Below are 26,712 nucleotides of genomic sequence, written 5' to 3'. Positions count from 1 at the left end.
CCGTGGCCGACCGGCCGCTGGAGGACGTCGTCGACCTGATCACCATGCTGGAGGGGTCACCCCAGTACGCGCAGGCCACGATCGACGCCCTGCGCGCGGTCGGCGTGAACCGCTCGGTGGAGGACGTCACCCGGCTGGTCGGCCTGCTGACCCGCCCGCCGCGCCATTCGGACAGCGCGGACGAGGCGATCCGGGCCGCGGCGGAGTGCCGCTCGGTCGAGGACGTCACCCGCCTGATGGAACTGCTGCACCGCACACCCCTGGAACCGCACTGCGGGCAGGAGGCCGTACGGGCCGCCGCCACCGGCCGGCCCGTCGAGGAACTGGTCCAGCTGATCGGCCGGCTGGCCGAGGACGGGCGGGTACGCCCGGACCGCCCCGACGCCCGGCACCTGCGGGCGGCACTGGACGGGACCGGCGACGACGGCGGACCGGGCCACGACGACCGTCCGGCCGGACTGGCCGGCGCCTTCAGCGCGGCGGACCGCCGCGGTCGCGAGCGCCGCAGGACACCGCGCCTGGGCCGCCGGGGACGTGACCGGGACCAGGAGCGCGCGTCGCGTGGGCGCGAGCAGGACCCCGAGTCGCACGACCGGGACCGTGCGTCCCGTGACCGCGACCGGGCGTCCGGTGACCGCGACCGGGCGGCCCGCCGGTCCGCCCGGGGGGCGGCCTGGCCGGCCCGGCTCACCGTCGCCGTCCTGGCCGGGTGCGGTGTGGCCTACTTCCCGCTGCACCAGGGCGACGCCTCCGCACGCGCCTACGGGGTCGCCCTCGGCCTGTCGGCGCTCTGCCTGGTGCTGGCCCTGCTGCTCACCGTGCGGCCCGCCGTACCCCTGCTCGCCGTGGCGGTCGTGGGGCCGGCGGTGCTGGCCGCGGCCAAGCTCTACGGCAGTGTGACCCCGTCGGCTCGGGTGTCCCCGGCCGTGGACCTCACCCTGGCGCCCACCTGGATCGCCGTCGCGGTCGCCGTACTGGCTTCGCTGGCCGCGCTCCTGGCGCTGTGCGTACGGGTGGCCTCGCAGGCGCCCGCAAGGCGCTGGTCGGCCCGCCCGATGGCCGGCGCGAGCCGCGTCGCGGACTGACCGTCCGGCCCGCCGCACGCGGCACGTGGTCCGCGCCGGACTTCCGGTGCGGACCACATGCCACGTTCACGTGCCCAGCATGCCCGCGGGGTGCTCGTGTTCGAGCAGGCCGGTGAGTACCCGGTCCGGCGTGAGCGGGAGTTCCCGGAAGCGGATGCCCGTGGCGTGGTGGACCGCGTTTCCGACGGCCGCGGCCGAGCCGACGATGCCGATCTCCCCGATCCCCTTGCTGCCCATGGGGTTGAGGTGGGCGTCCTCCTCGTCGACCCAGTGCGCCTCCACCGCCGCCACGTCGGCGTGCGCGGGCACGTGGTACGACGCCAGGTCGGACTCGGCGAAGTCGCCGAACGCCGGGTCCACCGTGCTGTCCTCGGTCAGCGCCATGCCCAGGCCCATCGTCATGCCGCCGACGAACTGCGAGCGGGCCGTGCGGGCGTTGAGGATGCGCCCCGCCGCGAAGACGCCGAGCAGCCGCGTCACCCGTACCTCACCGGTGACCGTGTCCACGGTCACCTCGGCGAAGTGCGCGCCGAACGCGTGGCGTGCGTAGGAGCTCTCGGCGTCGGCGGTACCGGAGGTGTCGGCGTCGGCCGCGATGCCCTCGTCGGGCAGCGGCCCCGCGTGCTCGGCCAGCCGGCCGGTCAGCCGCACACAGGCCTCGTGCACGGCCCACCCCCAGGAGGCGGTGCCCGACGAGCCGCCGGCCATCGGCGCGAAACCGATGTCGCTGTCGGCGACTTCGATACGGACCCGGTCCAGCGGGACACCGAGGGCGTCGGCCGCGACCTGGGCGCAGACCGTCCGGGCACCCGTGCCGATGTCGGTCGCGTTGACGCGCACCAGGAAACCGCCGTCGGGCAGGGCCCGCGCGGACGCCGCGCACGGCGACACCAGGACCGGATACGTGGCCGCGGCCACCCCGCTGCCGATGAGCAGCGGTCCGGCAGCGCGGGAGCGCGGGCGCGGATCGCGGCCCTCCCACCCGAATCGGCGGGCACCCTCGCGCAGGCACTCCACCAGATGCCTGCTGCTGAACGGCTTGCCGCTGTCGGGCTCGGTCTCCGGCTCGTTGCGGATCCGCAGTTCCACCGGGTCCATGCCGAGTTCGGTGGCCAGTTCGTCCACCGCGGACTCCAGCGCGTACATGCCGGGGCACTCGCCGGGCGCGCGCATCCAGGACGGTGTGGGCACATCGAGCCGCACCACTCGGTGGGCCGTGCGCAGGGCGGGGGCGGCGTACATCACGCGCGCCGGGACCGCCGCCTGCTCCACGAACTCCTTCACCCGTGAGGTGTGCGTCGTCACCTCGTGCGTGAGGGACGTGAGCCGGCCGCCCGCGTCGGCGCCGAGGCGCAGCCGGTGCCGGGTCGGCGCGCGGTGTCCGACGACGGCGGGCAGATAGCGGCGCGGCAGCGCGACGGTGACCGGCCGGCCGGTCTCGCGTGCCGCCATCGCGGCCAGCACCACCTCGGGGCGGGGCGTGCCCTTCGACCCGAAGCCGCCGCCCACGTGCTCGGCGAGCACGGTGATCCGGTCCTCGGGCATCTCGAACATCCTGGCGAGCTCCGTGCGCACGGCGCTGGTGCCCTGGCTGGAGGAGTGCACGGTCAGCCGGTCGCCGTCCCACTGCGCCGTGCTGGTGTGCGGCTCCATCGGGTGGTTGTGCAGCGGCGGTACCCGGTACTCGACGTCGACGCGCGTCGCCGACGAGGCGAAGGCACCCTCGGGGTCGCCGTGTTCCGTGACGGCAGGGAAGCCGCCGTTGGCGGACTCGGGGACGTACGCCTCCGGATGCGCCGCGGTGAGCGTCACGTCGTGGCCCTCCGCCTCGTACGTGACACGGACGGCGGCGGCACCGGCGCGCGCCGCCTCCAGCGTCTCGGCCACCACCAGGCCGACGAACCAGCCCCGGTGCGGGACGTGCGGGCTCTGCAGCAGGGCCAGGGTGGGGTCGTCCGGCTTCCCGAGCCGGGGTGCGTTCTCGTGCGTGAGCACCGCGAGTACGCCGGGCATGGCGAGCGCGGGGGCCGGGTCGACGCCGGTCACCCGGCCCCGCGCGACCGCCGCCGGCACGGGCCAGGCCTGGGCGCGGCCCGGGGAGTCGTACTCGGCGGCGTACCGGGCGGTGCCGGTGACCTTCTCCTGCCCCTCCCGGCGCTCGACCGGAGCGCCCAGGACGGTTTCGGTGCCGGTCATGGGGTCCTCCTCGTGGACGCCGGGTCAGGTGGTGGCGGGCGGCGCGAGGCGGCCCAGTACGTCCAGGGCCAGCCGGCGGGCCAGCGGCACCTTGTAGGCGTTGTCCCGCAGCGGCTCGGCGGCGGCCAGTTCCAGGTCGACGGCGTGCTCGAACGCCGCCGTGGTGGGCGCCGCGCCCACCAGCGCGTCCTCGGCCCGCCGCGCCCGCCAGGGACGGTGTGCCAGGGCCCCGAAGGCGATGCCGGCGCGGTCCACCACCCCGTCCCGCATGTGCAGGACGACGGCGACGGAGGCCAGGGCGAAGGCGTACGACGCCCGGTCGCGGGCCTTGCGGTACGCCGACGGCAGCCCCGCCGTGGCGGACGGCAGGACCACCCCGGTGATCAGCTCGCCGGGGTGGATCTCCGTGTCCCGCTCCGGGTGCGGGCCCGGCAGCCGGTGGAAGTCGGCGGCGGGCACACTGCGCGTGCCCTCGGGGCCGTGCAGCTCCACGCGCGCGCCCAGGGCGGCGAGCGCCACCGCCATGTCCGAGGGGTGGGTGGCGATGCACTGCTCGGAGTGGCCGAGCACCGCGTGGTCACGGTGCACGCCCTCCAGCGCGCCGCAGCCGGTGCCGGGCTCGCGCTTGTTGCACGGCTTGGACAGGTCCTGGAAGTAGGGGCAGCGGGTGCGCTGCAGCAGGTTGCCGCCCGTGGTGGCGGCGTTGCGCAGCTGTCCGGAGGCGCCCGCCAGCAGGGCCTGGGACAGCGCCGGGTAGCGGTCGCGGACGGCGGGGTGCGCCGCGAGGTCGCTGTTGCGGACCATCGCGCCGACCCGCAGCGCGCCGTCGGGCAGCTCCTCCACCGCGTCCAGCGGGAGGCGGGTGATGTCGACGAGGGCGGCGGGCGTCTCCACGCCGAGCTTCATCAGGTCGACCAGGTTCGTGCCGCCGCCGAGATAGCGGGCGCCGGGGTGGGCGGCGAACGCGTCGGTGGCCTCCTCGACGGTGCCGGCCCGTACGTAGGCGAAGGGCTTCACGGGATCACGTCCTCGACGGCGTCGGCGATGCGCGGATAGGCACCGCACCGGCAGATGTTTCCGCTCAGCCGCTCGCGGATCTCCTCCCGGACCAGCGGAACGGGCTCACCGGAGGGTGCCGCCGGGTCGGTCACGTGGGACGGGTGTCCGGCCGCGGCCTCGGCGAGCACACCGATCGCCGAGCAGATCTGGCCCGGCGTGCAGTACCCGCACTGGAAGGCGTCGCGCTCCAGGAAGGCCCGCTGCATCGGATGCAGTTCCTCCCCGTCCCCGGCCAGGCCCTCGACGGTGGTGATCTCGCAGCCGTCCAGGGCGACGGCGAACAGCAGGCAGCTGTTGACCCGCCGTCCGTCCACCAGGACCGTACAGGCGCCGCACTGCCCGTGGTCGCAGCCCTTCTTGGCGCCCGCGAGCCCGAGATCCTCCCTCAACAGGTCCAGCAGGACCCGGCGGTGGTCGACGGTGAGGGTGTGCGGTTTGCCGTTGACGCGGAGCGTGGTCTCCGATCGGGACGTCTGAGGTGGGGAAGCGGGGGCGGTGCCCTCGTGCTGGCTGTCCATGGCGTCGATGACCTTCCGGTACGGGCCGTGCTGCCGTTCCGTCCGCGTATCCACGTCGGGCCGGCTGACACGTGAGGGTGCCCTCAGCCGGCGACCCGCCCTAGGGTGGCGCCATGACCACGGGATCCGAGGAACGCACACATCCGGCTCACCTCGTGCGCGACTCCTACGAAGCCCTCGCGGAGGTGGTCCGCCCGCTGGGGGAGGACGACTCGTGGCTGCCGACCGACTGCGCCGGATGGGCGGTGCGCGATCTGGTGTTCCACCTGCTCGCGGACGCCCAGCGGGCGCTGGTGGCCCTGCACACGCCCGCCGGAGGCCCCCCTGACCGGGACGCCGTCACCTACTGGCGGGACTGGACGCCCGCTGCCGACGGCGCGGCCCAGGAGCGGCGCTGGAACCGGGTCTGCGCCGGCATGATCCCCGAGTTCGGCCAGTTGAAAGACCTGTACCTGGAGACGGCGGCGGCCGCGGTCACGGCCGCGTCGGCGGCCGAGCCCCGGAGCCGAGTGGGCACCCAGGAGCATGTCCTGACCGTCGCCGACCTGCTCACGACCCTCGGCGTCGAGGCGACCGTCCACCACCTCGACCTGACCGTGGCGCTGCCCACCGCGCCGGGACCGTCACCAGCCGGGCTGACCGCGGTCCGCGCCACACTCGACGGACTCCTGGGCCGCCCGGTGCCGCTGGACTGGAGCGACGAGCACTACGCCCGCGCCGCCACCGGCCGCACACCGCTCACCGAGAGCGAACGGAACGCCCTGGGACCCGACGCGGACCGTGTCCCGCTCTTCGGCTGACCGAGCCGCCGGCGGTCCGGACGGTGCCGCCCGCCGGGCCCGGCGGCGGTCAGTCGTCGCGTGCGGCGGTCTGCCGCGCGGTGCCCGGCTCACCGGCCTCGGCACGCGGTGCCCGGCCCGGGCCCCTGAACCTCTCCAGCGTGCGGGTCAGACCACGCAGCGGCGACACCTGGGGCGCCGCGGCCGGCGGGGGACCGGCGGGGGCGGACGCGGCGGACTCCCGGTACGCGGCCAGGGCCTCGGCCGCGCGTTCGGCCGCCTCCCGGTACAGGTCCCGGGACTGCGTCATGGCCTCCAGCGCCTCGGCGTACATGGCCACCAGCTTGCGCTCGCGGTCCAGTTCCTCCGCCATGGTCAGCAGCCGCCAGTCCTCCCGCAGCGCGGTGAGGGCCTCCTCCGCGCCGTCCGGCAGCGGCCTCGCCAGCGCGGCGAAGGACGTCACCGCCGTGATCAGCGCGGTGGGCTCGGAGCCGTCCAGGAAGACGGAGCGGACGGAGAAGTCCCCGGCGTCGTAGTCAGCCGGGACCGGACTTCCGGGCAGCACCACGGCGCCGCCGCGCGGCAGCTGGACGCCGAAGTCCGCCAGGGCCCAGTTGGCCACCCGCAGTTGCTGCGGTGCGGCGCGGTGCTCGACCACGCGGTGCCGCAGGCCGGGAGGCAACCGGTCCGCCAGCGGCACCCGGCCGCGATGGTCGGGGGTCATCGCCTCGTGCACGACGACGTGGATGTTCCACGGGCTGCGCCCGGCCTCCTTGAGCAGCCGGCGCAGGGTCCTGTCGTCGTCGGGCAGGGTGTTGATGCCCCGCAGCCGCAGCCCCGTGGCGGCGTCGCGGTCCCAGGTGACGTCCGGGTCGTCGGGCCAGAACATCGTGGCGGGGGAGGGCCAGGCAGGGTCCCAGGCCTCCTCGGCCTCCGCGAGCAGGGTCCACTCCTGCCCGCCGGCCGAACCGGGCGCCAGGACCAGTCTGGCCCGCACTGTGACGGTCCCCGCGGCCTTCCAGCGCGCCTCGAAGATCCGGGGGCCGGTGGTCTCGTCGTCCGACCGCCCCTCGGCGGGCAGTTCCAGGAAGTCGTCGATGACGCGGCTGTCCTTGAGCCGCTGCAGGGTGTGCCGGACGGTGTCCTCCGCCGCGGATCCGACGTGGCGGCCGCGAGCGGGCCACACCGTGGGCGGAGTCGTGGGGCGGGCGGTGGCAGAGGTCGGCATGAGTCCATCGGGAGGCAGAAGCGGGGGCACGGACACACGCAAGTATCGTCGCCGCAGGTCAGCGGCGAGCACCCGGGGGTCCGCCGAGCGGGCGGGGCGCGGCACCGTTCGCGGTGCGGTGGGCGGCGTACGAGGTGCGCCATGGGCGAGGGTGGACAGGAGTACTGCGACCGACCGTACGGCACGAGAAGGAGCGATCGATGAACCTCGACCTCGGCGGACGGACCGCGCTGGTGACGGGCTCCTCGCAGGGCATCGGAGCGGCGATCGCCGCCGGCCTGGCCCGGGCCGGCGCCACCGTGGGCGTCAACGGACGCGACGCCGACCGCCTAAAGGAGAGCGCCGGGAAACTGCGCGCCGAGGTGCCGGACGGGGAGTTCGTGCCGGTCGCGGCGGACCTCGGCACCGCGGAGGGCGCCGAGCGGGCCTTGGAGACGCTGCCCGACGTGGACATCCTCGTGAACAACCTCGGTGTCTTCGGCGCGGTGCCCGCACTGGAGATCAGCGACGACGAGTGGCGCCGCTACTTCGAGATCAACGTCCTCGCGGGCGTCAGGCTGACGCGCGCCCATCTCCCCCGGATGAGGGAACGGGGCTGGGGCCGGGTGCTGTACATCGCGAGTGACTCGGCCGTCGTCGTCCCGGCCGAAATGATCCACTACGGGGTCTCCAAGACGGCACTGCTCGCGGTGAGCCGCGGCTTCGCCAAGGAGGCGGCGGGCAGCGGAGTCACGGTGAACTCCGTCATCGCCGGACCCACCCACACCGAGGGCGTCGAGGACTTCGTGTACCAGCTGGTCGACCCCGAGCTGCCTTGGGACGAGGCCCAGCGCGCCTTCATGCGCGAGCACCGCCCGCAGTCGCTGCTCCAGCGGCTGATCGAGCCGGAGGAGATCGCCAACCTCGTGGTGTACCTGAGCTCGCCGCAGGCGTCCGCCACGACCGGCGCGGCCGTCCGCGTCGACGGGGGCTACGTCGACTCGATCCTCCCGTAGTCACTCTCCCGGCTCGTAGTCACTCTCCCGGCGCCGCGCGCCGCCGGTCCGTCTCGTCCCAGGCCCGGGTGTCGCGCGGCTCCACGTACGGCTCCGCCTCGGGCGGGTGGCCGCCGTCGATCACACGCTGCCGGGCCAGTTCGGCGTCGAACTCGAGGCCGAGCAGAATGGCCAGGTTCGTCACCCACAGCCACACCAGGAAGATGATGACACCGGCCAGAGTGCCGTACGTCTTGTTGTACGAGCCGAAGTTGGCGACGTAGAACGCGAAACCGGCGGAGGCGAGCAGCCAGATCAGCAGGGCGACGACGCTGCCCGGCGAGATCCACTTGAAGCCCTTGACCCGGGCGTTCGGGGTGGCCCAGTACAGGATCGCGATCATGAACGTGACGAGCACGACCAGTACCGGCCACTTGGCGATCGACCACACCGTCATGGCGGTGTCGCCGACGCCGAGCGCGGTGCCCACCTGCTGGGCCAGACCGCCGGTGAACACGACGATCAGCGCGCTGACCACGGCGAGAATTAGCAACACCACGGTCAGGGCCACCCGCAACGGCAGCACCTTCCACACCGGGCGCCCTTCGGGCATGTCGTAGACCGCGTTGGCGGCGCGGATGAACGCGGCCACATAGCCGGACGCCGACCAGATGGCACCGACCAGGCCGACCACCGCCAGCACGGAGCCCAGACCGGCCTTGGCCTGCAACTGCTCCACCGCGTTGGTGATGACGTCCCGAGCGGCCCCGGGCGCCAGCTTCTGGATGTTGTCCAGCACCTCCTGGGTGACGGACTGCCCGGCGATCCCCAGCAGTGAGACCAACACCAGCAGGGCCGGGAACAGCGACAGGATCCCGTAGTAGGTGAGAGCGGCGGCGCGGTCGGTCAGCTCGTCGTCCTTGAACTCGGCGACCACGCGCCGCAGCAGCGAGGACCATGAGCGCTTCGGCAGCTCGGTGGGGGAGCCGGGGGCGTCGCGCTCGGTGGCGGCGGCCGGACCGTAGTCCTCGGGCGCCGTCCCGTCCGTGGTGTCGTCCTTCGGGTGCTTCCCGCGGCGGGGAAGATGCAGTCGGGCCATGGGCCCCGGGTTGCCAGTCTCGGCCTGCCCACGCCCCCCGTGCGCGGGAAGCGCGCCGGGTGTGCGGCCGCCACCCGAGACCGTGCCGTTCACCCGTGGTCCGGGACGGCCCGCCGTCCCCACAATGGTCGGCGCGGACAGGTCCCGCCCGCCATCCGCTCAGGGGCGGGCCTGCCCGCGCCACCCCTCGCCCAACGGGCCCTCGCACGGCCGAAATAACGCAGTATGCCGGAGCGCGCGCACGTTCCTCTGGAAAATGCCAAAGCGCTCACCAGATGCGTGCACTTTCCGTAGTCTCGGCGTCACGTTCGCGGTACAGCCGTGCGGGGAGAGGGGATCCGGCGTGCCCGGAATCGACGAAAGTCTGCTGGAGGCCATGCGGCTGCCCGGCGCACGGGGCGCGTCGCTGGTCGACTGGATCAGCGGGCTCGCCCTGGGCGCCGTCGGCGAGGCGCCGGGCGGCGACTGGGAGGCGACCGCGGCGGAGACCGCGGAACTGGCCCGGCACGTCGCGGAGAGCGGTTCCCTGGCAGCGGCCGGCGCCGGTCCCGCTGGTTCCGCCCGTCCCGCCGTCCCCGCCGCCGCCCCCGCTGTCGCGCCGGAGGAGGAACCGCCGGTCGAGGACATGATCGCCACCACCGCCGACGCCTATCACCTGATCAGGTTCGTCAGCACTCCGTTCGACAGCACCGTCTTCCTCCACCTGTGGCTGGACCGCAACGACGGAAACCTCGCCCTGGCCCGCATCCGGCTGTCGGAGATGGCGGATCGTCTGGTGCTCGGATGACCAGGGTGACGACCACCTGGACCACGCACGAAACGACGTCGGCGGCTCTCGGCGCACTCGCGGCCGAAGGAGCGACCGGCGCCCTGTCGGGCGAGCGGGGCATCGTCTACCTCGCGGCGGGCCGGGTCGTACACGTCGAGTCCGCCTTCACCCCGGACCTCGGGGCCCTGCTCACCCGCAGCGGGGCCGTCGCGGCGGACGGCTGGTGGGACGCGGTCGACCGCGGCGGCAGGCAGGCCCGGGTCGGACACCGGCTCGTGGACAGCGGCCGGCTCGCCGCCGGGGCGCTGGAGGTCTGCCACCTGGGCGCGCTGTTCGACGCCGCGTACTTCGTCCTCGCCCACGACACACGCGCACACCGCTTCCGGCCCGGCGCGGTGCACTGGCTCGGCGCGGTCCGGTCCGTACCGGTGGACGTCGTCGTCCGCGAGTGCGGACGCCGGCGCGCCCTGCTGGACCGCATCTGGCCGGACCCCGACATCGACACCGTCCCCCTCACGCGGGTGCCCGACGCGGGTGCGGCGGCCCTGCCGGTGCGGCGCGGCCGGACCCTCACCCAGGTCGACGGAGTCCGCACCGCGTCGCAGATCGCCTCGGCGCTCGCCTGCCGCACGTACCACACCCTCGTCGAACTGCGCCGCCTGGCCGCCGACGGCCTCGTCACCGCGGCGCCGCCCGCTCCCGCCTCCGTCGCGCCGGGCCCGAGCCCCCGCGACGTGGTGTGGGACGACCCGGACACGGCCCTGCTGCGGCGGCTTCGAGACGCCTTGGAGGCCCTGTGATACGCGCGCGTCGACAGCGTGCCGAAAGGAGACTGCTGATGGCCGTCGAGAGCGACGTCCTGGACGAACTGCACCGACTGCGCAACCGCGTACCCCAGTTGACCGGATCGCTCGCGGCCACCGTCGACGGGCTCGTGCTGGCCCACGACGCACCGGGCACCGAACCCGAGGGCCTCGCCGCGCTCACCGCGGCCGCGCTCGGCGTCGCCCACCGCATGGCCGACGCCACCGCGCGCGGCGAATTCCGCGAACTGCTGCTGCGCGGGACCGACGGCTACGTCGCCACCTACGCGGCCGGTCCGGCCGCCGTGCTCACCCTGCTCGCCGACGGCCGGGTCAACGTGGGCCGGCTGCACCTGGAGGGCCGGCGCAGCGGAGCCCGGGTCGGGGAGCTGGTCGTCGCCCACATCGGCCACGACCGGGGCCGCTCCCCGGCCGCGGAAGCCGTCGAACGCGTCACGACGCCCGCCGGGGAAACGGCCCGCCCCATCGGCACCCTGCCGGTGCGCACCCCGCAGCGGCCCACACACCAACCGAGTCCCCAGATCGGCGGCCAACGCCGGCTGACCTGATCAACCGAGCACTACCGATCACGTACCGATCACATCCGGAAAGGAAACCCACGCATGGCCAACCTGGAGACCTCACTCAAGGAATGCCTCAGCTCCATCGACGGGGCAAAAGCCGCCGCGCTGGTCGACTACACCAGCGGGATGGCCCTCGGCACGCTGGGCGGCACCAAGGACTTCAACCTGGAGGTCGCCGCCGCCGGAAACACCGACGTCGTGCGGTCCAAGCTGCGCACCATGGAGCACCTCGGTCTGAAAGAGGAGATCGAGGACATCCTGATCACGCTGAACACCCAGTACCACATGATCCGCCTGCTCAAGGGCCGTGGCGGCAACGGGCTGTTCCTCTACCTGGTGCTCGACGCGAGCCGCGCCAACCTGGCGATGGCCCGCCACCAGCTGCGCCGGATCGAGACCGAGCTGGAGGTCTGACCCGGCCAACCGCACAACCGGGCGGGCCCGGCGGGAGAAGCTCCCGCCGGGCCCGCGCCGGTCACCGAGGTTCAGGCGCCGCTCTCCCGGAGCATGTCCTCGCGCTCGACGAGCTTCACACGCTCGCGGCCCTGCGGCTCGCCCAGCGCCTTCTCCGCGGCGTCGAGCCGGTACCAGCCGTCCCAGGTGGTGAAGCGGACGTTCCGCTCGGCGAGGAAGGCGTCCACGGCCTCCGGAGCGGGCGAGGCGGGCGTCTGCAGCCTGCCGTTGGCGAAGTCGTCCAGCAGGTTGGACACCGTCTCGTTGGCGTCGCCCTTGGTGTGACCGATCAGGCCGACCGGACCGCGCCGGATCCAGCCGGTGACATACGTCGACTGCAGGTGCTCGCCGGATTCCTGGATCACCCGGCCGCCCTCGTCCGGGACCGTGCCCGAGTCGATGTCCCAGGGCAGCTTGGGCAGCTGGTCGGACAGGTAGCCGACGGCCCGGTAGACCGCCTGGACATCCCAGTCCTTGAACTCGCCGGTGCCCTTGACGTTGCCGGTGCCGTCCAGCTCGGTGCGCTCGGTGCGCAGGCCGACGACCTTGCCGTCCTCGCCGAGGATCTCCGAGGGCGACTCGAAGAAGTGCAGGAACAGCTTGTGCGGCCGGTCGCCGACGTCGCGGATCGCCCAGTTCTCCAGGGTCTTGGCGACCATGTCGGCCTGCTTGTTGCCGCGCCGGGTGGCGATCGAGCCCTCGTCGTAGTCGATGTCCTCGGGGTCGACGATGACCTCGATGTTGGGGGAGTGGTCCAGCTCCCGCAGCTCCATCGGGCTGAACTTCGCCTGCGCCGGGCCGCGGCGGCCGAAGACGTGGACCTCCAGCGCCTTGTTGGCCTTGAGGCCCTCGTAGACGTTCGGCGGGATCTCGGTCGGCAGCAGCTCGTCCGCCGTCTTGGCGAGGACGCGCGCGATGTCCAGGGCGACGTTGCCGACGCCGAGGACGGCGACCTTCTCCGCCTCCAGCGGCCAGGTGCGGGGGAAGTCGGGGTGGCCGTCGTACCAGGCGACGAAGTCGGCGGCCCCGTACGAGCCGTCGAGCTCGATGCCGGGGACGGAGAGCGCCCGGTCCGCCGTTGCGCCCGTGGCGAAGATCACACCGTCATAGAAGGCGCGCAGATCGTCCAGGCTGATGTCGGTCGGGTAGTCCACGTTGCCGAAGAGGCGGATCTGCGGCTTGTCGAGCACCTGGTGCAGGGCCGTGATGATGCCCTTGATCCGCGGGTGGTCGGGGGCGACGCCGTAGCGGATCAGTCCGAACGGGGCGGGCATGCGCTCGAAGATGTCTATGGACACACCGGGGTCGGCGGCCACGTCGGACTTGAGCAGGGCGTCGGCGGCGTAGATTCCGGCCGGGCCCGATCCGACGATGGCTACCCGCAGAGGGCGGGGCATGTTCAGGTTCCCTTCGAGCGGTGATGGATCGACTCGTGGGGAAGCCTAAGCTAAGGCAAGCCTAAGTCGGTACGCGGGTCCGGTCTATGAGGGCATAAGGGCGGCTTATGGGTTCTCATGGTTCGACTTTGTGACCGGGCTCTGTGCCCCGGTTTGGTGACCGGGTTTGAACCCCCGGTCACGGGTGACGCAGGCGTGGGGCGCGGTTACCGCGGCCCTCGTCACCTCACGAGGGGAGTCTGCGTGCACCGTCCGGACGACCACCCGGACCCGAACCGGTGGCGGGCCCTCTGGGTGACCCTGGTCGCCGGTTTCATGACCCTGCTGGACGTGACGATCGTCGCCGTCGCCCTGCCGTCCATGCAGCAGGGTCTGCACGCCTCCGCCGCGTCCGTGCAGTGGGTCGTGTCCGGCTACGCCCTCGCGTTCGCCCTGACCCTGGTGACGGCGGGCCGGGTCGGCGACGCGTTCGGCAGGCGCCGCGTCTTCCTCGCCGCGCTGGCCGCCTTCGTGCTCTTCAGCGCCGCCGCCGGGGCGGCCCCGGGCATCGAACTGCTGGTGGTCGCCCGGCTCGCCCAGGGAGTCGCCGCGGGCTGCATCGCGCCGCAGAACTCGGCACTGATCCAGCAGATGTTCCGGGGCGCCGAACGCGGGCGCGCGTTCGGGCTGTTCGGTGCCACCGTGGGTGTGTCCAGCGCCGTGGGGCCGGTCGTCGGCGGTCTGATCCTGGCACTGACCGGCCCCGAGGGCTGGCGGTGGATCTTCTACGTCAACGTGCCGGTCGGCGCGCTCGCCCTCCTGCTCGGCTTCCGTCTGCTGCCCCGGGTCGCCCCTGGCGGCCGGGGACATCTGGACCCGGTGGGCGTGCTGCTCCTCGGCGCCGGAATCCTGGCCCTGATGCTGCCGCTCGTCCTCGCCGAGGGCGGTGGAGTGGGCAGGGTGTGGTGGCTCTTCCCGGCGGGACTGCTCGTCCTGTTCGCCTTCGCGCGGTGGGAGCGCCGCGTCGCCCGCCGCGGCGGGCATCCGCTGCTGGAGCCGGGCCTGCTCACCGAAACCCGCGGATACGTCACGGGCGCGGGTCTGGCCGCCCTGTACTTCGTCGGGTTCAGCGGGGTGTGGCTGGTCTTCGCGCTCTTCTTCCAGAACGGGCTGGGCTACTCACCCCTCATGTCCGGCCTGGCGGTGACCCCGTTCGCCGTGGGCTCGGCCACCGCGGCGGCCGTGGCGGGCCGGCTGGTCGACCGGCTGGGGCGGCTGCTGACCGTCTGGGGACTCGTCGCCGTCATGCTGGGACTCGGCACGACCGCGCTGGTGCTCTGGCTCGCGCCCTCCGACCGGGCCGCCTGGATCGCGGCCCCGGCGCTGCTGGTCGGCGGGCTCGGCAGTGGCTGTGTGATCTCCCCGAACATCACGATGACGCTGCGGGACGTCCCGGTGCGGATGGCGGGCGCCGCCGGGGGCGCCCTGCAGACGGGACAGCGCCTCGGCGGCGCCGTGGGCACCGCCGCGCTGCCGGGGCTCTTCTATCTGACGCTCAACGCGACACACGACGACTACCGCGAGGCCGTGGCGCTGTCGGTCGGCTCGGGGGTCGCCGCCATGCTCTGCGCGCTGACCGTCGCGGTCCTCGACTGGCGCCGGGACCGCTCCCGGAGCGCCGGACGCTGCCCGCCGGAGACGTCCCACAGCCACACCCACGCGGGGCAGGGCTGAGACGCTCCCGACGCGACGGCGAACCGGCCGCGGCGCGCTCAGCGGCGCTTGCCGAACTTCCGGAGCATCTGCTGCGCCTGCGCACGGCGGCGGGGGTCCGAGGCGGCCCGGCGTACCTGCTCCGTCGCCCGGCGGCCCTGCGGGCTGCGCGCGAAGCGCTTGATCCGGTCCAGCATTCCGGCCATGAGGTTCCTCCGAGTCGACGACGGGCGTGCTTGTCCGTCCTCCTACCCCGCGGCCCCGCGCTCATCCCGGCGGCCGTCGCCGGGTTTGACCCCGCCGTCACGGGCGACCCGCAGTGCAGGACATCGGAAGCGAACGAACGCCGTGAGGTGAGTAGCTGTGGCCGGCAACCAGAAGTCCAAGGCCAAGATGGAACAGGCCAAGGGGAAGGCCAAGGAAGCGGCCGGCCGGGCCGTCGGCAACGAGCGGATGACGGCCGAGGGCCGCGCCGAGCAGTCCAAGGGCGACGCCCGGCAGGCCAAGGAGAAGGGCAAGGACACGTTCCGGCACTGACACCGGAACCGGCATCGGGCCCGGCACAGGTACAGGCGCTGACACCGGAACCGATGGCCTCACGCGGACCGCGGAACCCGGCACACTCCCGGTTCCGCGGTCCGCGCCGTGCCGGTGGGGCCGCTCGCGGGGACGTGGCGGTCAGCCGACGTGGTAGGCGTCCCCGTACACGTGCCAGTCCCGCGGCGGGTCGGGGTCCAGGTTGCCCTCGCGCGGGAAGACGCGCTGTGCCGTGTCGACCCGGCTGGTGTCGCGGCGGGCGAGGGGGCGATGAGGGGGCCTGTCGCCGCCAGGGACGCACTGCCATGGCGAGCACGCCGGGAGGCGCCTGCCGGGCGCGCCGGGTCGGGATACGGGTGCCTCACGGGATCTCCTGGTGATGGTGGGGGTGGGAGTGCCGGGCGCTGATAGGAAAGTTTCCTAATGGAACCGGCATGCCGGGCACCCACCGTGCGCGGTATCGGTACGGACCGAGGGCGGAGCCCGAGTCCGTCAGGGCACCGGCTGCTCCGCCCAGATGACCTTGCCACCGGGCGTGTATCGGGTGCCCCAGCGCTCCGCGAGCTGCGCGACGAGGAACAGCCCGCGCCCGCCCTCGTCGGTCATGGCCGCGTAGCGCAGATGGGGCGAGGTGCTGCTGCTGTCGAAGACCTCGCAGATCAGGCTGCGGTCGCGCAGCACCCGGACATGGACGGTCTCGCCGCCGTAGCGGATCGCGTTGGTGACCAGCTCGCTCAGGATCAGCTCCGTCGTGAACGTCAGCTCGTCCAGTCCCCACTCGGCCAGCCGCCGGGTGACCTGGGCGCGTACCTCGCCGACCGCCGCCGGGTCGTTCGGCACCTGCCACTCGGCGACCCGGTCCGGACCGAGCGCGTGGGTACGCGCGACGAGCAGGGCGATGTCGTCGCCCGGCCGCTCCGGAAGCCGCGCGTCCAGGACGGTCCGGCAGGTCTCCTCGGGCGACTCGCCGGCCGTCTCCAGCGCCTGGCGCAGGTGATCGAGGCCGACGTCGATGTCGTGCTCCCGGTCCTCGACGAGCCCGTCGGTGTACAGGACCAGGCGGCTGCCCTCCGCCAGGCGCAGCTCGGTAGTCTCGAACGGAAGGCCGCCCAGGCCCAGTGGGGGACCGGCGGGCACCTCGGGGAACTCCACACCCCCGTCCGGCCGGATCAGCGCGGGCGGCGGGTGTCCCGCCCGCGCCATCACACAGGCACGGGAGACCGGGTCGTAGATCGCGTAGAGGCAGGTCGCGCCGGTGACCGGGGCGGTGCCGTCGTCGGCCGCCTCGTCCTGGTCGATGCGGCCGACCAGCTCGTCCAGCAGGCCGAGCAGCTCGTCGGGCGGCAGGTCGAGGGCGGTGAAGTTGTGCACCGCCGTCCGCAGCCGCCCCATGGTGGCCGCGGCGTGCAGCCCGTGACCGACGACGTCGCCGACCACGAGCGCCACCCGGGCCCCCGACAGCGGCAGCACGTCGAACCAGTCCCCGCCGACCCCGGCCTGCGCGGGCAGGTACCGGTAGGCGATGTCCAAGGCGTTCTGCTCTGGCATCCTGCGGGGCAGCAGACTGCGCTGGAGGGTCACCGCCATGCTGTGCTCGCGCGTGTAGCGGCGCGCGTTGTCGATGGAGACCGCGGCGCGCGCGACCAGTTCCTCGGCGAGCGTCATCTCGTCCTCGTCGAACGGCTCCGGCTTCTCCGAACGCCAGAAGCTGACCACCCCGAGCACCAGGGTGCCCGCGCGCAGCGGCACGGTGATCAGCGAGTGGACGCCGTACTCCACCACCTGCGCCGAACGTTCGAGGTCCTGCGCCTGCCAGCCCCTGGCCTCGCGGAGGCTGGGCGCCAGTACGGGCCGGCCGGTCTGCAGGGAGCGGCCCTGCGGAGAGGAGGTGACGAAGCGGATCTGCCGGCCCACCGGGTAGAGCGGGACCTCCTCGCGGATACCGCTGAGCGCGGCGCGGCGCAACGGGGTCACGCCTCCCGGCTGGCCGCCGGCCAGCACGGTGTCGAACAGGTCCACGCTGACGTAGTCCGCGAACCGGGGTACGGCCAGCTCCGCCAGTTCCTCGGCGGTACGGGCGACGTCCAGGCTGGTGCCGATGCCCACGCCGGCGGCGTACAGGATGTCCAGGCGTTCCCGGGCGGTCTCGGCCCGGCCGGACAGGGCCCGCAGCTCCGTGGAGTCGCGGAGTGTGGCGACGCTGCCGGCCGGGCCGCCCCGGACGTCCGTGGGCCGCTGGTTGACGGCCAGCAACCGGTCCTTGACCAGGTGCACCTCGTCGGTGGCGACCCGCCCGGAGGCCAGCAGCTCCGCCGTGTCGCCCGGGAGCCCGAGGTCGAGGACGTGCCGTCCCTCCGCGTCGTCGGGCAGGTCGAGCAGGCGCTGGGCCTCGTCGTTGGCGAGCAGCAGCCGGCCCTCCCCGCCGACGATGAGCACGCCCTCCCGGACGCTGTGCAGAACCGCGTCGTGGTGTTCGTACATCCGGGTCATCTCGTGCGGTCCCAGGCCGTGCGTCTGCCGCAGCAGCCGCCGGCTGACGAGCGCCGTGCCCGCCGTCGCCAGGGCCAGTCCGACGCCCGCCACGATCAGCACCAGAGGCAGCTGCCGTTCGGCGGCGCCACCCACGTTCTCCGTGGTGATGCCGGCCGAGACCAGGCCCACGACGGTCCCGTCGGGCGCCTCGACGGGCACGACGGCCTGGACCAGCGGGCCGATGGTCCCCTCGATCTCCTCGGTCACCGTCTCCCCGGCCAGCGCGGGGCCGATGTTCCCCACGAACTCCTTGCCGATGCGGTCGGGTCTGGGGTGGGTGTAGCGGATGCCGTCGGTGTTCATGACGACGATGAAGTCCACGCCCGTGGCCCTGCGCGCCGCCTCGGCCCGGGGCTGGAGCACCGCCGTGGGGTTGGGACTGCGCAGCGCCTCGCGGATGCCGGGGGAGTTGGCGAACGTCGCGGCCACGGCGACGGACCGGTTGCGCGCCTCGACCGTGCTGTCGTGGCGTACCTGGAGGACCAGCGCGACGGCCGCGGCCACCACGAGCAGCAGCACGATGACCACGTTCATGGCGAAGACCTGACCGGCGACACTGCGTCCGGACATGGCCGAGCGCAGCGCCGCGGCACGCCGCCGCCGTCCCGCGTCCGCCCCCCGCCGAGACCGGTCCGCGTCTCGCCGGTACCGGGCGAGCGGACCGCTGGGACGACGGGGTGACCGCTCTCCCGATCGACCCATCAGTCGGACCATGTGCCCATGTCTACACTGCCGGGCCCGAGGAGGCGAGGGGCACCCCTGGTGCAGGAGTGGCCCGCCGGGCCCGGTCCCGGCGCGGTCCTCACCGGGGGTTCCCGCGCCGGTGACGGCGCGTGGCGAGCAGCAGGGCGATGTCGTCGGGGCGGTCCGTGGCGTGACGGGCGGTGACGACGATCCGGTCGGCGACGCCCGCCAGCGAACGGCTTCCCGGCCGTGCGGCGGGCGCACCGGCCCTGGCCAGGGCCAGCCGCAGGGTGGTGATGCCGTCGTCGATGTCGGTGCCGGGCCGCTCCACCAGCCCGTCCGTGTAGAGGGCGAGGACGGCACCGGGCTCGACGTGGAACTCCGTCAGCGGGTACGGCGCGCCGGGGTCCACGCCGAGCACCACCCCGCCGGGCAGGTCCAGTGCCTCGGTGCGTCCGTCCGGGTGGCGCAGGAGCGGCGGCGGGTGTCCCGCGCGGGCCGCGCACGCCCGTCCGGTGGCCGGGTCGAGCCGGATGTAGCAGCAGCTCGCGAACAGACCCGGGTCCAGATCCGTCAGCAGATGGTTGACGCCGCTCAGCACCTCGTCGGGCGGGCGGTCACCGAGGGCGAAGGCTCGCACGGCGCTGCGCAGTTGCCCCATCGTGGCCGCCGCCTGTACGCCGTGCCCCTGCACGTCGCCGATGACCAGGGCCATGCCGTCCCCCGAGGCGACGACGTCGTACCAGTCGCCGCCCACGTCCATGCCCTGGGTCCCCGGCAGGTAGCGCCCCGCCGTCTCCAGCAGGGGATGCGCGGGCAGCCGGCGCGGTAGCAGGGCCTGCTGGAGTCCGCGGGCGAGCGCGGTCTCGGTCTCGTAGCGCCGCGCCTTCTCCATGGCGTGGGCGATCACGCCGGCGAGGGCGGTGAGGACCGCGCGTTCCTCGGTGCCGAAGCCGCGGGCACGGTCGAAGCCGAGGATGCAGGAGCCGACCGGGCGCCCGGAGGCGATCAGCGGCAGGAAGGCGCGGGCGCCCTCCGTGGCGTCCAGCGGGATGCCCGGGTACGCCGCGGCCAGCGCCTGCATCGAGTCGAAGAAGAGCGGCCGGCCGCTGGTCAGTGTCTCGACCCCGGGCAGCCTGGCATCCAGGGCCACTCCCTCGAACGGCGCGAGGAAGCCCGGTGGGAAGCCGGTCTCCCACGCCAGATGCAGATGCCGGTCCTGGAGCAGGTAGATGGCGAGCCGGCGGCCGCCGAACGCCGGCAGCAGTTCGCGCACGACCACGGCGGACACCTGGCGGGCGGTGACCGCCTCGGTCAGGGCCACGGCCAGGACGATGGGGCGGTACACGGGTGCCGTCGTGGCGACGAGGTCCGGGCCCGGGTCGCCGGTGCCGGACGCCGTCTCCGCTGCGCCGTGCTCGGGCGTGGGGCCGGCGGACGCGTCGGCCACCCGGTTGGCGGGGCGTAGCGTGCCCGTCAGGAGGTCCGGCCCGGGATACACGGAGACGGCGAGCCAGTCCCCCTCGTAGGGCTGCGGCGTGGTCCGGAGGCTGCCGTCGGGCGGGCGCCGGACATGGAAGTGGACCGGCTCCGGGTACAGCAGGGCTCCGCGGAGATGATCCTCGTAGGCAGCCTGGTCCAGCCAGGGCACGGCCTCCCACAGGGAGTGGCCGAGCAGCCGCGCCCGTGGCTGCCCCAGCAGCGCGGCGGCGCGCGGATTGGCGTAGACGATCGTGCCCAGCCGGTCCACGCAGAACACGCCGTCCGGAAGCAGGTCGGCCGCGGCGTCGGCCACGGCGCCGGCGGACGTGTCGCGTACGACGCCGCGCACCGGGCCGTCGACGGGCGGCGCGGCCTGGCGTCTCCACAGCTCCACCAGGAGCAGCGCACCGTCCGCGGCACGCACGTACAGGGGCAGCGGAGGAGGCCGGCCGGCGGCCGTCTGCCGCAGCGCCGCGGCGATCCGGTGCCCCTCGTCGGGCGCCAGGGCGGCGGTGAGTGTGCCGAGCGAGACGGTGGCGGGTCCGTCGGTGGCCGCGGCCACGCCGAGCAGGGCGCACAGCGGCTCGTCGACGGTGACGGCACCGGTGCCCGGGTCCCAGGCGAAAGTCCCGGCGCGCGGCGCGTGCCGTTCGGCCGGGGGCGGCCGGAGGCACAGCGGCTCGCCGTCCCACGCGACCGGCGGGGCGTCCCGGTCCTCGTCCAGCCGTTCCAGGGCCCAACCGAGGTCCTGCGCCAGCCGCTCGATCCGGTCGAGTCCGTCCAGCGCCTCGGCGGTGTCGGAGGCGGAGGGGCGCAGGACGGTCAGGACGCCGTACGTCCGGGTCGCGCCTGCGACGGGCACGTACAGGGATCCGAACGGGAAGGGCAGGCCTGCCGCGAACTGGGGGTACCGGCGCATCGTCTCCGTCGCGTTGGGCAGCACCACCCGGACGCCCAGCCGGTAGGCGTCGGCGACCGGGAACGGGCTGTCGGTGTGCAGCCGCCACCAGGGCCGGAAAAGTGGCCCGGGCAGTCCGGCGAGGACGGCCAGTCGCAGCAGGCCCGGGGTGCTGGAGCGCAGGTAGACCCCGCCCGCATGGCCGCCGGACGCGCCGATGGCCTGGGCGCAGGCGTCGGCCAGCAGCGCCGTCAGCCGCCCGGGCATGCGGTCTGCGTCCTCGGCGCCTGCACTCATCGGCCCCACCTCGTCCGTGCGCCGCCACGCGGGCGACACAGCAAGAATGCGCCACGACACGCGGGTCGCGCACCCGGTCGGGCCGCACGGGTGACCGCGACGGGCGTTGACCTCGCGGACCGGAGTCCGTAACCTCCTCCGCGACATTCGGAAATTTTCCCGAAACTTTCGGAGTTTCCTGCCCTTCCGAACGGCTCCGCACACCGATTCCAGGAACGGGATGACATGCGCATGACTCTGCTACGTCTGTCGAGAGCGGCCACCGCCGGTCTCGTCGCCGCCGCGGCGCTGACGGCCGCGGCCCATTCCGCCGAAGCCGCCCGAGCCGCCGACACGCTCGGCTCCGCGGCGGCCGCCCAGGGCCGCTACTTCGGCACCGCCGTCGCGGCGAGCCACCTCGACGAGGCCGACTACGTCTCCACGCTGAACCGCGAGTTCGCCTCGGCGACACCCGAGAACGAGATGAAGTGGGACTCCACCGAGCCCAGCCGGGGCAACTTCACCTTCGGCGCCGCCGACCAGGTCGTGGACCACGCCCGCAGCCAGGGCATGGACGTCCGCGGCCACACCCTCGTCTGGCACTCACAGCTGCCCTCCTGGGTGGGTGGCCTCGGCGCGGCCGACCTGCGCACCGCCATGAACAACCACATCAACGGCGTGATGGGCCACTACAAGGGCCAGATACACAGCTGGGACGTCGTCAACGAGGCCTTCCAGGACGGCGGCAGCGGCGCCCGGCGCAGCTCGCCCTTCCAGGACAAGCTGGGCAACGGCTTCATAGAGGAGGCGTTCCGCACCGCCCGCGCCGCCGACCCGGCCGCCAAGCTCTGCTACAACGACTACAACACCGACGGCGTCAACGCGAAGAGCAATGCCGTCTACGACATGGTCAAGGACTTCAAGTCCCGCGGCGTGCCCATCGACTGCGTGGGCTTCCAGGGCCACTTCAACAGCAACTCCCCGGTCCCCGCCGACTTCCAGGCCAACCTCCAGCGCTTCGCCGACCTCGGCGTCGACGTGCAGATCACCGAACTCGACATCGAGGGCTCCGGCACGGCGCAGGCCAGCAGCTACGCCGACGTGGTCGAGGCCTGTCTCGCCGTGGACCGGTGCACCGGCATCACCGTCTGGGGCGTCACCGACAAGTACTCGTGGCGCAGTAGCGGCACCCCGCTGCTCTTCGACGGCGACTACCGGGAGAAGCCCGCCTACGGCGCAGTCCTGTCCGCCCTAGGCGGTGACGGCGGCGGCGACCCAGGCGACGGCACGGCGAGCTGCACCGCCACGTACACCAGGACCGCCGACTGGAGCAGCGGCTACAACGGCCAGGTGACCATCACCGCGGGCAGCGAACCGATCGGCTCCTGGACGACGACCCTCACCTTCGCCTCGCCGCAACGGGTCCAGGCCACCTGGAACGCCACGTCCACCTGGGACGGCGGCGGCAACGTCATGACGGCGCGGCCGAGTTGGAACGGCTCCCTGGCGGCCGGCGCGTCGACCACCTTCGGGTTCACCGTGTCGAAGAACGGCAGCGACGCCGCACCGGCGGTCGGAGCCTGCACCGCCTCCTGACCGGGGCCTGTCCGGCGGTCCGTGCCGCGGACGCGGGGGCCGGCCCGCCCATCCGCGGCGTTGTCGTCGCTTGTCGACGCTCCGCCGGCGCACCGGGCCTGTCCGAAAAACGGCGCGTCCGGCGGAAGTTGGGGCAAAGAGATCGTGGAAACCGCCCGGGTGCGTATCGTGAAGGGCTGGGGGGGCATGTGCTTCCCCGACTCGGCCCCGGACCGGACGGTGAGGCTCTGTATGACTCCGGCGCACAGACCCGATGCCGCAGACGCCGCGGTCGTGTCCACGGCGGTGGAGTTCAGGGGCGGATCGGCGATGATCCCGGCCTCACGGGACGTCGTGCACGGCTTCGTCGCGGGACTGGCCGAGATGGGCGTGGACCTGGCCGACACCTTCCTGGACGCCGCCCGCCTGGTCGCCAGCGAGCTGGTGACGAACGCGCTCCGTCACGCGCCCGGCCCCTGCCGCCTGGAACTGACCCTGCTGGACGACGGAGTGGAGATCGCGGTGTCGGACACGGGAGAGGCGTTCCCCACGTTCCTGCCCCGCGATCCCCTGCGGGTCGGCCGGCACGGCCTGGAGATCGTGACGCGCCTGTGCGACGAGGTCATCACCAAGCCGCACGCGACGGGGAAGACGGTGTACGCGCGCGTGCCGCTGCGCTGACCCGCGTCAGGCCGCGAGGGCCTGTTCGACGGTCGGGTAGCAGGCGATGAGTGTGTCCACGCCCACGAGTTGCAGCACGCGCTCGACGGCGTGCTGCGGTGCGGCGAGCCGCAACCAGACGCCGCGGGACTCGGCGGCCCGGTGCGCGGAGATGAGCACGTTTATGCCGCTGGAGTCCAGGAAGACCACCTCGCCGAAGTCGACCACCGTGCCCGGGGCCGTCTGCACGCAGGACAGCAGGACGTCGCGGAGCTGACTGCTGCCGTCGAGATCGACTTCTCCGGCCAGCAGGACGAGGCTGACGCCGTCGCCCGTGGTGGTACGGGTGATCAGCAGCCGCTCCGGTACTGCCGCTCCCTCGATGTCCGCCACGCTTACCTCACTTCTCGCATATGCCCGGCCGTCCTCGGTGGCATGATGTTATGGCTCTCGGGAGCCCGCGTGGGCCACTTGCCGAGACCGGTGGCGCCGGACGGGCCGCCGAGGGCTCGACGCGCGCGACGGCGCTTCTCTGACTACGGTCGAGATGTGGTGGCTCACACATTCGAAGAGCTCGTGCACAAGCGTCGCGCGGCGGACCTGGCCCGGCACCGGGTCGAGGAGCTGCGGGACTCGTACGGGCCTCCCACGCAGCATCAGTGGACCCAACGGCAGTCCCACACGTACGAGACCGCCGTTCGGGCCTGGCGCGACCTGGACCGGGACGCGCAGTCCGCGATGACGGAGTACGTCAAGGAGGGGGGTCAGTCCCGGCACAAGATGGAGGCGAAGGTGCGCAAGGCCGTCCAGGACGAGGGGCAGGGCGCCTGACCGGTCCCCGGAGGGGCCCGCATCGGACCGGTTTCGACCGGTGTCAGCCCCGCCGGGCGGCCGTGACCTCACCGACGAGACCGCGCACGGCCGCCAGCGCCGCCGCCCGGTCCTCGGGCACCAGCCCGATGCGGGTGCGGCGGTCGAGCAGGTCGGCCTCGTCCAGGGCACCCTCGTGGCGCAGCGCCCAGAGCAGCTCGGCCCCGGTGACGGGGTGGTCCGGCAGGACCCGCTCGCCGAGCCGGGGGTCCCGGTCGGCGAGTGCCTGCACGGCCGGTGCCTCGGTGCCGTAGCGCTGCACCAGGCGGCGCGGCGCTCGCAACGCGGCCAGGGCGTGCGGCCCGGCGGCGCCGACCAGCGGCAGCGTGGCGGTGGGGGACGGACCGGCGCCGAGGCGGCGGGCGGCGACGGCGGCGTCCACGGCGTCCTCGGCCATGCGCCGGTACGTGGTGAGTTTTCCGCCGACCACGGTGATCACGCCCTCCGACGAGGTGAGCACGGCGTGCCTGCGTGAGACGTCCGCCGTGCGGGCCCCGCTGCCGGGCCGGTCCGCGGACGTGGTGTCCAGCAGGGGGCGCAGGCCCGCGAAGGCGCCCACCACGTCCTCGCGGTGGACCGGCGCGTCCAGCACGGAGCCGAGCACGTCGAGAAGGAAACCGACGTCGGTCTCGGGTACCTCGGGCACGTCCGGGATCTCTCCGTCGACGGGCTCGTCGGTCAGTCCGACGTAGACGCGGCCGTCGCCCTGGGGCAGGACCAGGACGAAGCGGTTGGTCTCCCCGGGGATCGGCACGTGCAGGCCGGCGGGGAGCGGGCCGAGCCGGTCGGAGCGCAGGACCAGGTGGGTGCCGCGGGAGGGCCGGACGCGGATGCCGTCGACCAGGTCACCGGCCCACACACCGGAGGCGTTGACCACCGCGCGGGCGCGGAGCACGCCCTCCTCGCCGGTGAGCTCGTCGCGTATCCGGGCGCCGGACGAGGTGAGCTCCAGGGCCCTGACCCGGGTCAGGATCCGGGCGCCGCGGGCGGCGGCGGTCCGGGCGAGCGCGGTCACCAGCCGGGCGTCGTCGGTGAGCCGGCCGTCCCAGGACAGCAGGCCGCCGCGCAGCCGGTCGGAGCGCAGCGCCGGCGCCAGGTGGCGGGTCTCCACGGCGGACAGCCGGCGCGGCGCGGGAAGCGTGGCCCGGGCGGTGCGCGCCGCCAGCCGCAGCGTGTCGCCGGCCCGGAACCCGGCCCAGGCCAGCGCGGCCTGACCACGGGAGACCATGGGCGTCAGCGGCAGCACGAACGGCTGCGCGCGCACCAGATGGGGCGCCGTGCGCTCCATGAGCACCCCGCGCTCCACCGCGCTCTCGTGGGCGACGTCGAGCTGGGCGGAGGCGAGGTAGCGCAGGCCGCCGTGGATGAGCTTGGAGCTCCAGCGCGAGGTGCCGAAGGCCAGGTCCTGGGCGTCCACGGCGACGACGCTCAGACCGCGGGCCGCGGCGTCCAGGGCGGCGCCGGCCCCGGTCGCGCCGAGACCGACGACCAGGACGTCCACTACGGGGCCGCCGACGGCGTCGGTCAGCTCGCGTGCGCGCCGCCCGGCGGACAGGGAGGCCCCGGCGGCGGGGGTGCTGCTGATGGGGCTCATGGCGTGAGGGTCCTCTCCAGGATGGTGCGCAGCTCCGCGAGGAAGGCCGCGGGGGTCAGCTCGGTGTCGTCCTCGTCGGTCATGGTCCGCAGCGACAGGGCGAAGGACTGGACGATCAGCAGCACGGAGCGCGCCTGCCGCCCGGTGTGGGCCGGACGAACCGTCCCGTCGGCGTGGCCCTCGCCGAGCGCGTCGGCCAGCAGCCCCAGCAGGGCCTCCTGGCTCGCCCCGCGCCGGTCGAGGACGTAGGGCAGGAGCAGCTCGGGGTCGACGTCGACGATCTTGCGGAAGAGCGGGTGGGCGCGGAACGCCTCGACCCCGGTCACCAGTCCCTCGACGATGCGCGGGCGGGTGCCCAGGCCCGGCCGGGGCTCGGGGATGGCGCCGGTGGCCACCGCGATCCACTCACGGGTCATCAGGTCGCCGACCAGGGACCGCACGTCCGGATAGCGCCGGTACAGGGTCATCCGGGAGACGCCGGCGCGGCGGGCGACGTCGGTCATCGTCGTACGGCGGACCCCGACGGCCAGTACGCAGTCGCGCACGGCGTCCAGCAGCGCGTCGTTGTCCGAGGTGGTCGGTCGGCCCGAGTTGTTGTGACGGTTAGGCGTCATGTGTAACAGTGTAACGCCAGTGGGCCGGGCGGACCGCGTTCCGATGGCGTTCCGAAAGGCACCTCTCCCGAACCGACCGTGAGGACGACAGGCAATGGACATGCTGTGGAACGGCTGGGGCGACCCGGCCCGGGCGACACCGCTGCCCGACACGGTGACCGGGCTGCTGCGCGAACTGCTCGGCGTCAAGCCCCGCGACGCCGCGTCCGTCCCGCTGGCGGAGATCGACGTACCCGAGTCGCCGCTGGACGAGGCCGCCCGCCGCGCGCTGGAGGCCGCCGTCGGCGGCCGGGCGGACGGCGTGCGGACGGACGCGGAGACCCGCATACGCCACACCCGCGGCAAGTCCACCCC

General features: G+C 73.8%; 24 protein-coding genes and 2 pseudogenes. 13 read left to right on the top strand and 13 right to left on the bottom strand.

Annotation, left to right across the window (positions count from 1 at the left end; all coding sequences use genetic code 11):
- Positions 1 to 2 precede the first annotated feature (2 nt).
- Positions 3 to 1,085 (top strand): hypothetical protein, encoded by a 1,083-nt coding sequence (locus tag EBH09_RS02825; RefSeq protein WP_238697163.1) that lies wholly within the window; start codon positions 3 to 5, stop codon positions 1,083 to 1,085.
- Between the two features lie 66 nt (positions 1,086 to 1,151).
- Here the strand turns inward: EBH09_RS02825 and EBH09_RS02820 are convergent, their stop codons facing one another.
- Genes EBH09_RS02820 through EBH09_RS02810 form a run of 3 tightly spaced genes read right to left on the bottom strand, consistent with a single transcriptional unit; the run spans position 1,152 to position 4,858 of the window.
- Entirely contained in the window at positions 1,152 to 3,281 is a 2,130-nt protein-coding gene (locus EBH09_RS02820) for a xanthine dehydrogenase family protein molybdopterin-binding subunit (RefSeq protein WP_121745427.1), read from the bottom strand.
- A gap of 24 nt (positions 3,282 to 3,305) precedes the next feature.
- The gene (locus tag EBH09_RS02815; protein WP_121745426.1) at positions 3,306 to 4,298 is read right to left on the bottom strand and encodes a xanthine dehydrogenase family protein subunit M; all 993 of its coding nucleotides are present in this window, start codon (positions 4,296 to 4,298) and stop codon (positions 3,306 to 3,308) included.
- The gene (locus EBH09_RS02810) at positions 4,295 to 4,858 is read right to left on the bottom strand and encodes a 2Fe-2S iron-sulfur cluster-binding protein (protein WP_121746200.1); all 564 of its coding nucleotides are present in this window, start codon (positions 4,856 to 4,858) and stop codon (positions 4,295 to 4,297) included. The genes EBH09_RS02815 and EBH09_RS02810 overlap by 4 nt, the downstream gene beginning before the upstream one ends.
- Before the next feature lie 113 nt (positions 4,859 to 4,971).
- Here EBH09_RS02810 and EBH09_RS02805 point away from each other — a divergent pair, with 113 nt between their 5' ends.
- Positions 4,972 to 5,658: a maleylpyruvate isomerase family mycothiol-dependent enzyme gene (locus tag EBH09_RS02805; protein ID WP_121745425.1), complete on the top strand. Its 687-nt coding sequence runs from the start codon at positions 4,972 to 4,974 to the stop codon at positions 5,656 to 5,658.
- A 49-nt stretch (positions 5,659 to 5,707) separates the two neighbouring features.
- On the opposite strand, the gene EBH09_RS02800 is transcribed toward EBH09_RS02805, so the two are convergent.
- On the bottom strand, positions 5,708 to 6,865 hold the full coding sequence (locus EBH09_RS02800; protein ID WP_121745424.1) for a hypothetical protein: 1,158 nt from the start codon (positions 6,863 to 6,865) through the stop codon (positions 5,708 to 5,710).
- Between the two features lie 200 nt (positions 6,866 to 7,065).
- Between EBH09_RS02800 and EBH09_RS02795 the strand changes: the two genes are divergently transcribed.
- On the top strand, positions 7,066 to 7,860 hold the full coding sequence (locus tag EBH09_RS02795) for an SDR family oxidoreductase (protein WP_121745423.1): 795 nt from the start codon (positions 7,066 to 7,068) through the stop codon (positions 7,858 to 7,860).
- Between the two features lie 19 nt (positions 7,861 to 7,879).
- Here the strand turns inward: EBH09_RS02795 and EBH09_RS02790 are convergent, their stop codons facing one another.
- A complete protein-coding gene (locus EBH09_RS02790) occupies positions 7,880 to 8,938 on the bottom strand; it encodes a YihY/virulence factor BrkB family protein (RefSeq protein ID WP_121745422.1) in 1,059 nt (352 codons plus the stop codon).
- 343 nt (positions 8,939 to 9,281) lie between these two features.
- On the opposite strand from EBH09_RS02790, the gene EBH09_RS02785 reads away from it, so the two are divergent.
- Genes EBH09_RS02785 through EBH09_RS02770 form a run of 4 tightly spaced genes read left to right on the top strand, consistent with a single transcriptional unit; the run spans position 9,282 to position 11,508 of the window.
- Positions 9,282 to 9,725 carry a hypothetical protein gene (locus tag EBH09_RS02785; RefSeq protein WP_121745421.1) on the top strand — a complete coding sequence of 148 codons (444 nt, stop codon included), beginning with the start codon at positions 9,282 to 9,284 and terminating at the stop codon, positions 9,723 to 9,725.
- A complete protein-coding gene (locus tag EBH09_RS02780) occupies positions 9,722 to 10,507 on the top strand; it encodes a hypothetical protein (protein WP_193776079.1) in 786 nt (261 codons plus the stop codon). Before EBH09_RS02785 ends, EBH09_RS02780 begins: the two co-directional genes overlap by 4 nt.
- A 38-nt stretch (positions 10,508 to 10,545) precedes the next feature.
- A complete protein-coding gene (locus EBH09_RS02775; RefSeq protein WP_121745420.1) occupies positions 10,546 to 11,079 on the top strand; it encodes a roadblock/LC7 domain-containing protein in 534 nt (177 codons plus the stop codon).
- A gap of 54 nt (positions 11,080 to 11,133) precedes the next feature.
- Positions 11,134 to 11,508, top strand: a complete 375-nt coding sequence (locus EBH09_RS02770) for a hypothetical protein (protein WP_121745419.1) — start codon at positions 11,134 to 11,136, stop codon at positions 11,506 to 11,508.
- A gap of 71 nt (positions 11,509 to 11,579) precedes the next feature.
- Here the strand turns inward: EBH09_RS02770 and EBH09_RS02765 are convergent, their stop codons facing one another.
- The gene (locus tag EBH09_RS02765; RefSeq protein ID WP_121745418.1) at positions 11,580 to 12,944 is read right to left on the bottom strand and encodes an FAD-dependent oxidoreductase; all 1,365 of its coding nucleotides are present in this window, start codon (positions 12,942 to 12,944) and stop codon (positions 11,580 to 11,582) included.
- Between the two features lie 243 nt (positions 12,945 to 13,187).
- Here EBH09_RS02765 and EBH09_RS02760 point away from each other — a divergent pair, with 243 nt between their 5' ends.
- A complete protein-coding gene (locus EBH09_RS02760; RefSeq protein WP_121745417.1) occupies positions 13,188 to 14,657 on the top strand; it encodes an MFS transporter in 1,470 nt (489 codons plus the stop codon).
- A 38-nt stretch (positions 14,658 to 14,695) separates the two neighbouring features.
- Here EBH09_RS02760 and EBH09_RS02755 read toward each other — a convergent pair whose 3' ends face one another.
- Positions 14,696 to 14,842: a hypothetical protein gene (locus EBH09_RS02755; protein ID WP_121745416.1), complete on the bottom strand. Its 147-nt coding sequence runs from the start codon at positions 14,840 to 14,842 to the stop codon at positions 14,696 to 14,698.
- A 157-nt stretch (positions 14,843 to 14,999) separates the two neighbouring features.
- On the opposite strand from EBH09_RS02755, the gene EBH09_RS02750 reads away from it, so the two are divergent.
- On the top strand, positions 15,000 to 15,173 hold the full coding sequence (locus tag EBH09_RS02750; RefSeq protein WP_073728798.1) for a CsbD family protein: 174 nt from the start codon (positions 15,000 to 15,002) through the stop codon (positions 15,171 to 15,173).
- A 141-nt stretch (positions 15,174 to 15,314) separates the two neighbouring features.
- On the opposite strand, the pseudogene EBH09_RS02745 reads toward EBH09_RS02750, so the two are convergent.
- The 3 genes and pseudogenes from EBH09_RS02745 to EBH09_RS02735 all read right to left on the bottom strand — a co-directional run.
- A pseudogene (locus EBH09_RS02745) lies at positions 15,315 to 15,425 on the bottom strand (chitosanase); the annotation flags it as partial.
- 240 nt (positions 15,426 to 15,665) lie between these two features.
- Positions 15,666 to 18,419: a SpoIIE family protein phosphatase/ATP-binding protein gene (locus EBH09_RS02740; RefSeq protein WP_193776078.1), complete on the bottom strand. Its 2,754-nt coding sequence runs from the start codon at positions 18,417 to 18,419 to the stop codon at positions 15,666 to 15,668.
- 88 nt (positions 18,420 to 18,507) lie between these two features.
- Complete coding sequence (locus EBH09_RS02735; protein WP_121745414.1) at positions 18,508 to 21,066, bottom strand: SpoIIE family protein phosphatase; 2,559 nt, start codon at positions 21,064 to 21,066, stop codon at positions 18,508 to 18,510.
- A gap of 225 nt (positions 21,067 to 21,291) precedes the next feature.
- Here EBH09_RS02735 and EBH09_RS02730 point away from each other — a divergent pair, with 225 nt between their 5' ends.
- Together EBH09_RS02730 and EBH09_RS02725 are read left to right on the top strand one after the other, a co-directional pair.
- The gene (locus tag EBH09_RS02730) at positions 21,292 to 22,641 is read left to right on the top strand and encodes an endo-1,4-beta-xylanase (protein ID WP_121745413.1); all 1,350 of its coding nucleotides are present in this window, start codon (positions 21,292 to 21,294) and stop codon (positions 22,639 to 22,641) included.
- Between the two features lie 273 nt (positions 22,642 to 22,914).
- Positions 22,915 to 23,301 carry an ATP-binding protein gene (locus EBH09_RS02725; RefSeq protein WP_238697162.1) on the top strand — a complete coding sequence of 129 codons (387 nt, stop codon included), beginning with the start codon at positions 22,915 to 22,917 and terminating at the stop codon, positions 23,299 to 23,301.
- A 6-nt stretch (positions 23,302 to 23,307) separates the two neighbouring features.
- Here the strand turns inward: EBH09_RS02725 and EBH09_RS02720 are convergent, their stop codons facing one another.
- Positions 23,308 to 23,673: an STAS domain-containing protein gene (locus EBH09_RS02720; RefSeq protein WP_121745412.1), complete on the bottom strand. Its 366-nt coding sequence runs from the start codon at positions 23,671 to 23,673 to the stop codon at positions 23,308 to 23,310.
- A 159-nt stretch (positions 23,674 to 23,832) separates the two neighbouring features.
- Between EBH09_RS02720 and EBH09_RS02715 the strand changes: the two genes are divergently transcribed.
- Entirely contained in the window at positions 23,833 to 24,111 is a 279-nt protein-coding gene (locus EBH09_RS02715) for a hypothetical protein (RefSeq protein WP_238697213.1), read from the top strand.
- Between the two features lie 43 nt (positions 24,112 to 24,154).
- Here the strand turns inward: EBH09_RS02715 and EBH09_RS02710 are convergent, their stop codons facing one another.
- Positions 24,155 to 25,744 (bottom strand): glycerol-3-phosphate dehydrogenase/oxidase, encoded by a 1,590-nt coding sequence (locus EBH09_RS02710; RefSeq protein ID WP_121745411.1) that lies wholly within the window; start codon positions 25,742 to 25,744, stop codon positions 24,155 to 24,157.
- Positions 25,741 to 26,358, bottom strand: coding sequence for a TetR/AcrR family transcriptional regulator (locus EBH09_RS02705; protein ID WP_121745410.1), 618 nt, complete (start codon positions 26,356 to 26,358; stop codon positions 25,741 to 25,743). The genes EBH09_RS02710 and EBH09_RS02705 overlap by 4 nt, the downstream gene beginning before the upstream one ends.
- 94 nt (positions 26,359 to 26,452) lie before the next feature.
- On the opposite strand from EBH09_RS02705, the pseudogene EBH09_RS38500 reads away from it, so the two are divergent.
- A pseudogene (locus EBH09_RS38500) lies at positions 26,453 to 26,712 on the top strand (FAD-binding oxidoreductase); the annotation flags it as partial.

Origin of the sequence: Streptomyces sp. E2N166 (genome assembly GCF_003671715.1) — a bacterium.
Lineage (GTDB): Bacteria > Actinomycetota > Actinomycetes > Streptomycetales > Streptomycetaceae > Streptomyces > Streptomyces thinghirensis.
The sequence above is the reverse complement of the archived record's forward strand: the minus strand, read 5'-3'. Positions and strand labels throughout refer to the sequence as shown.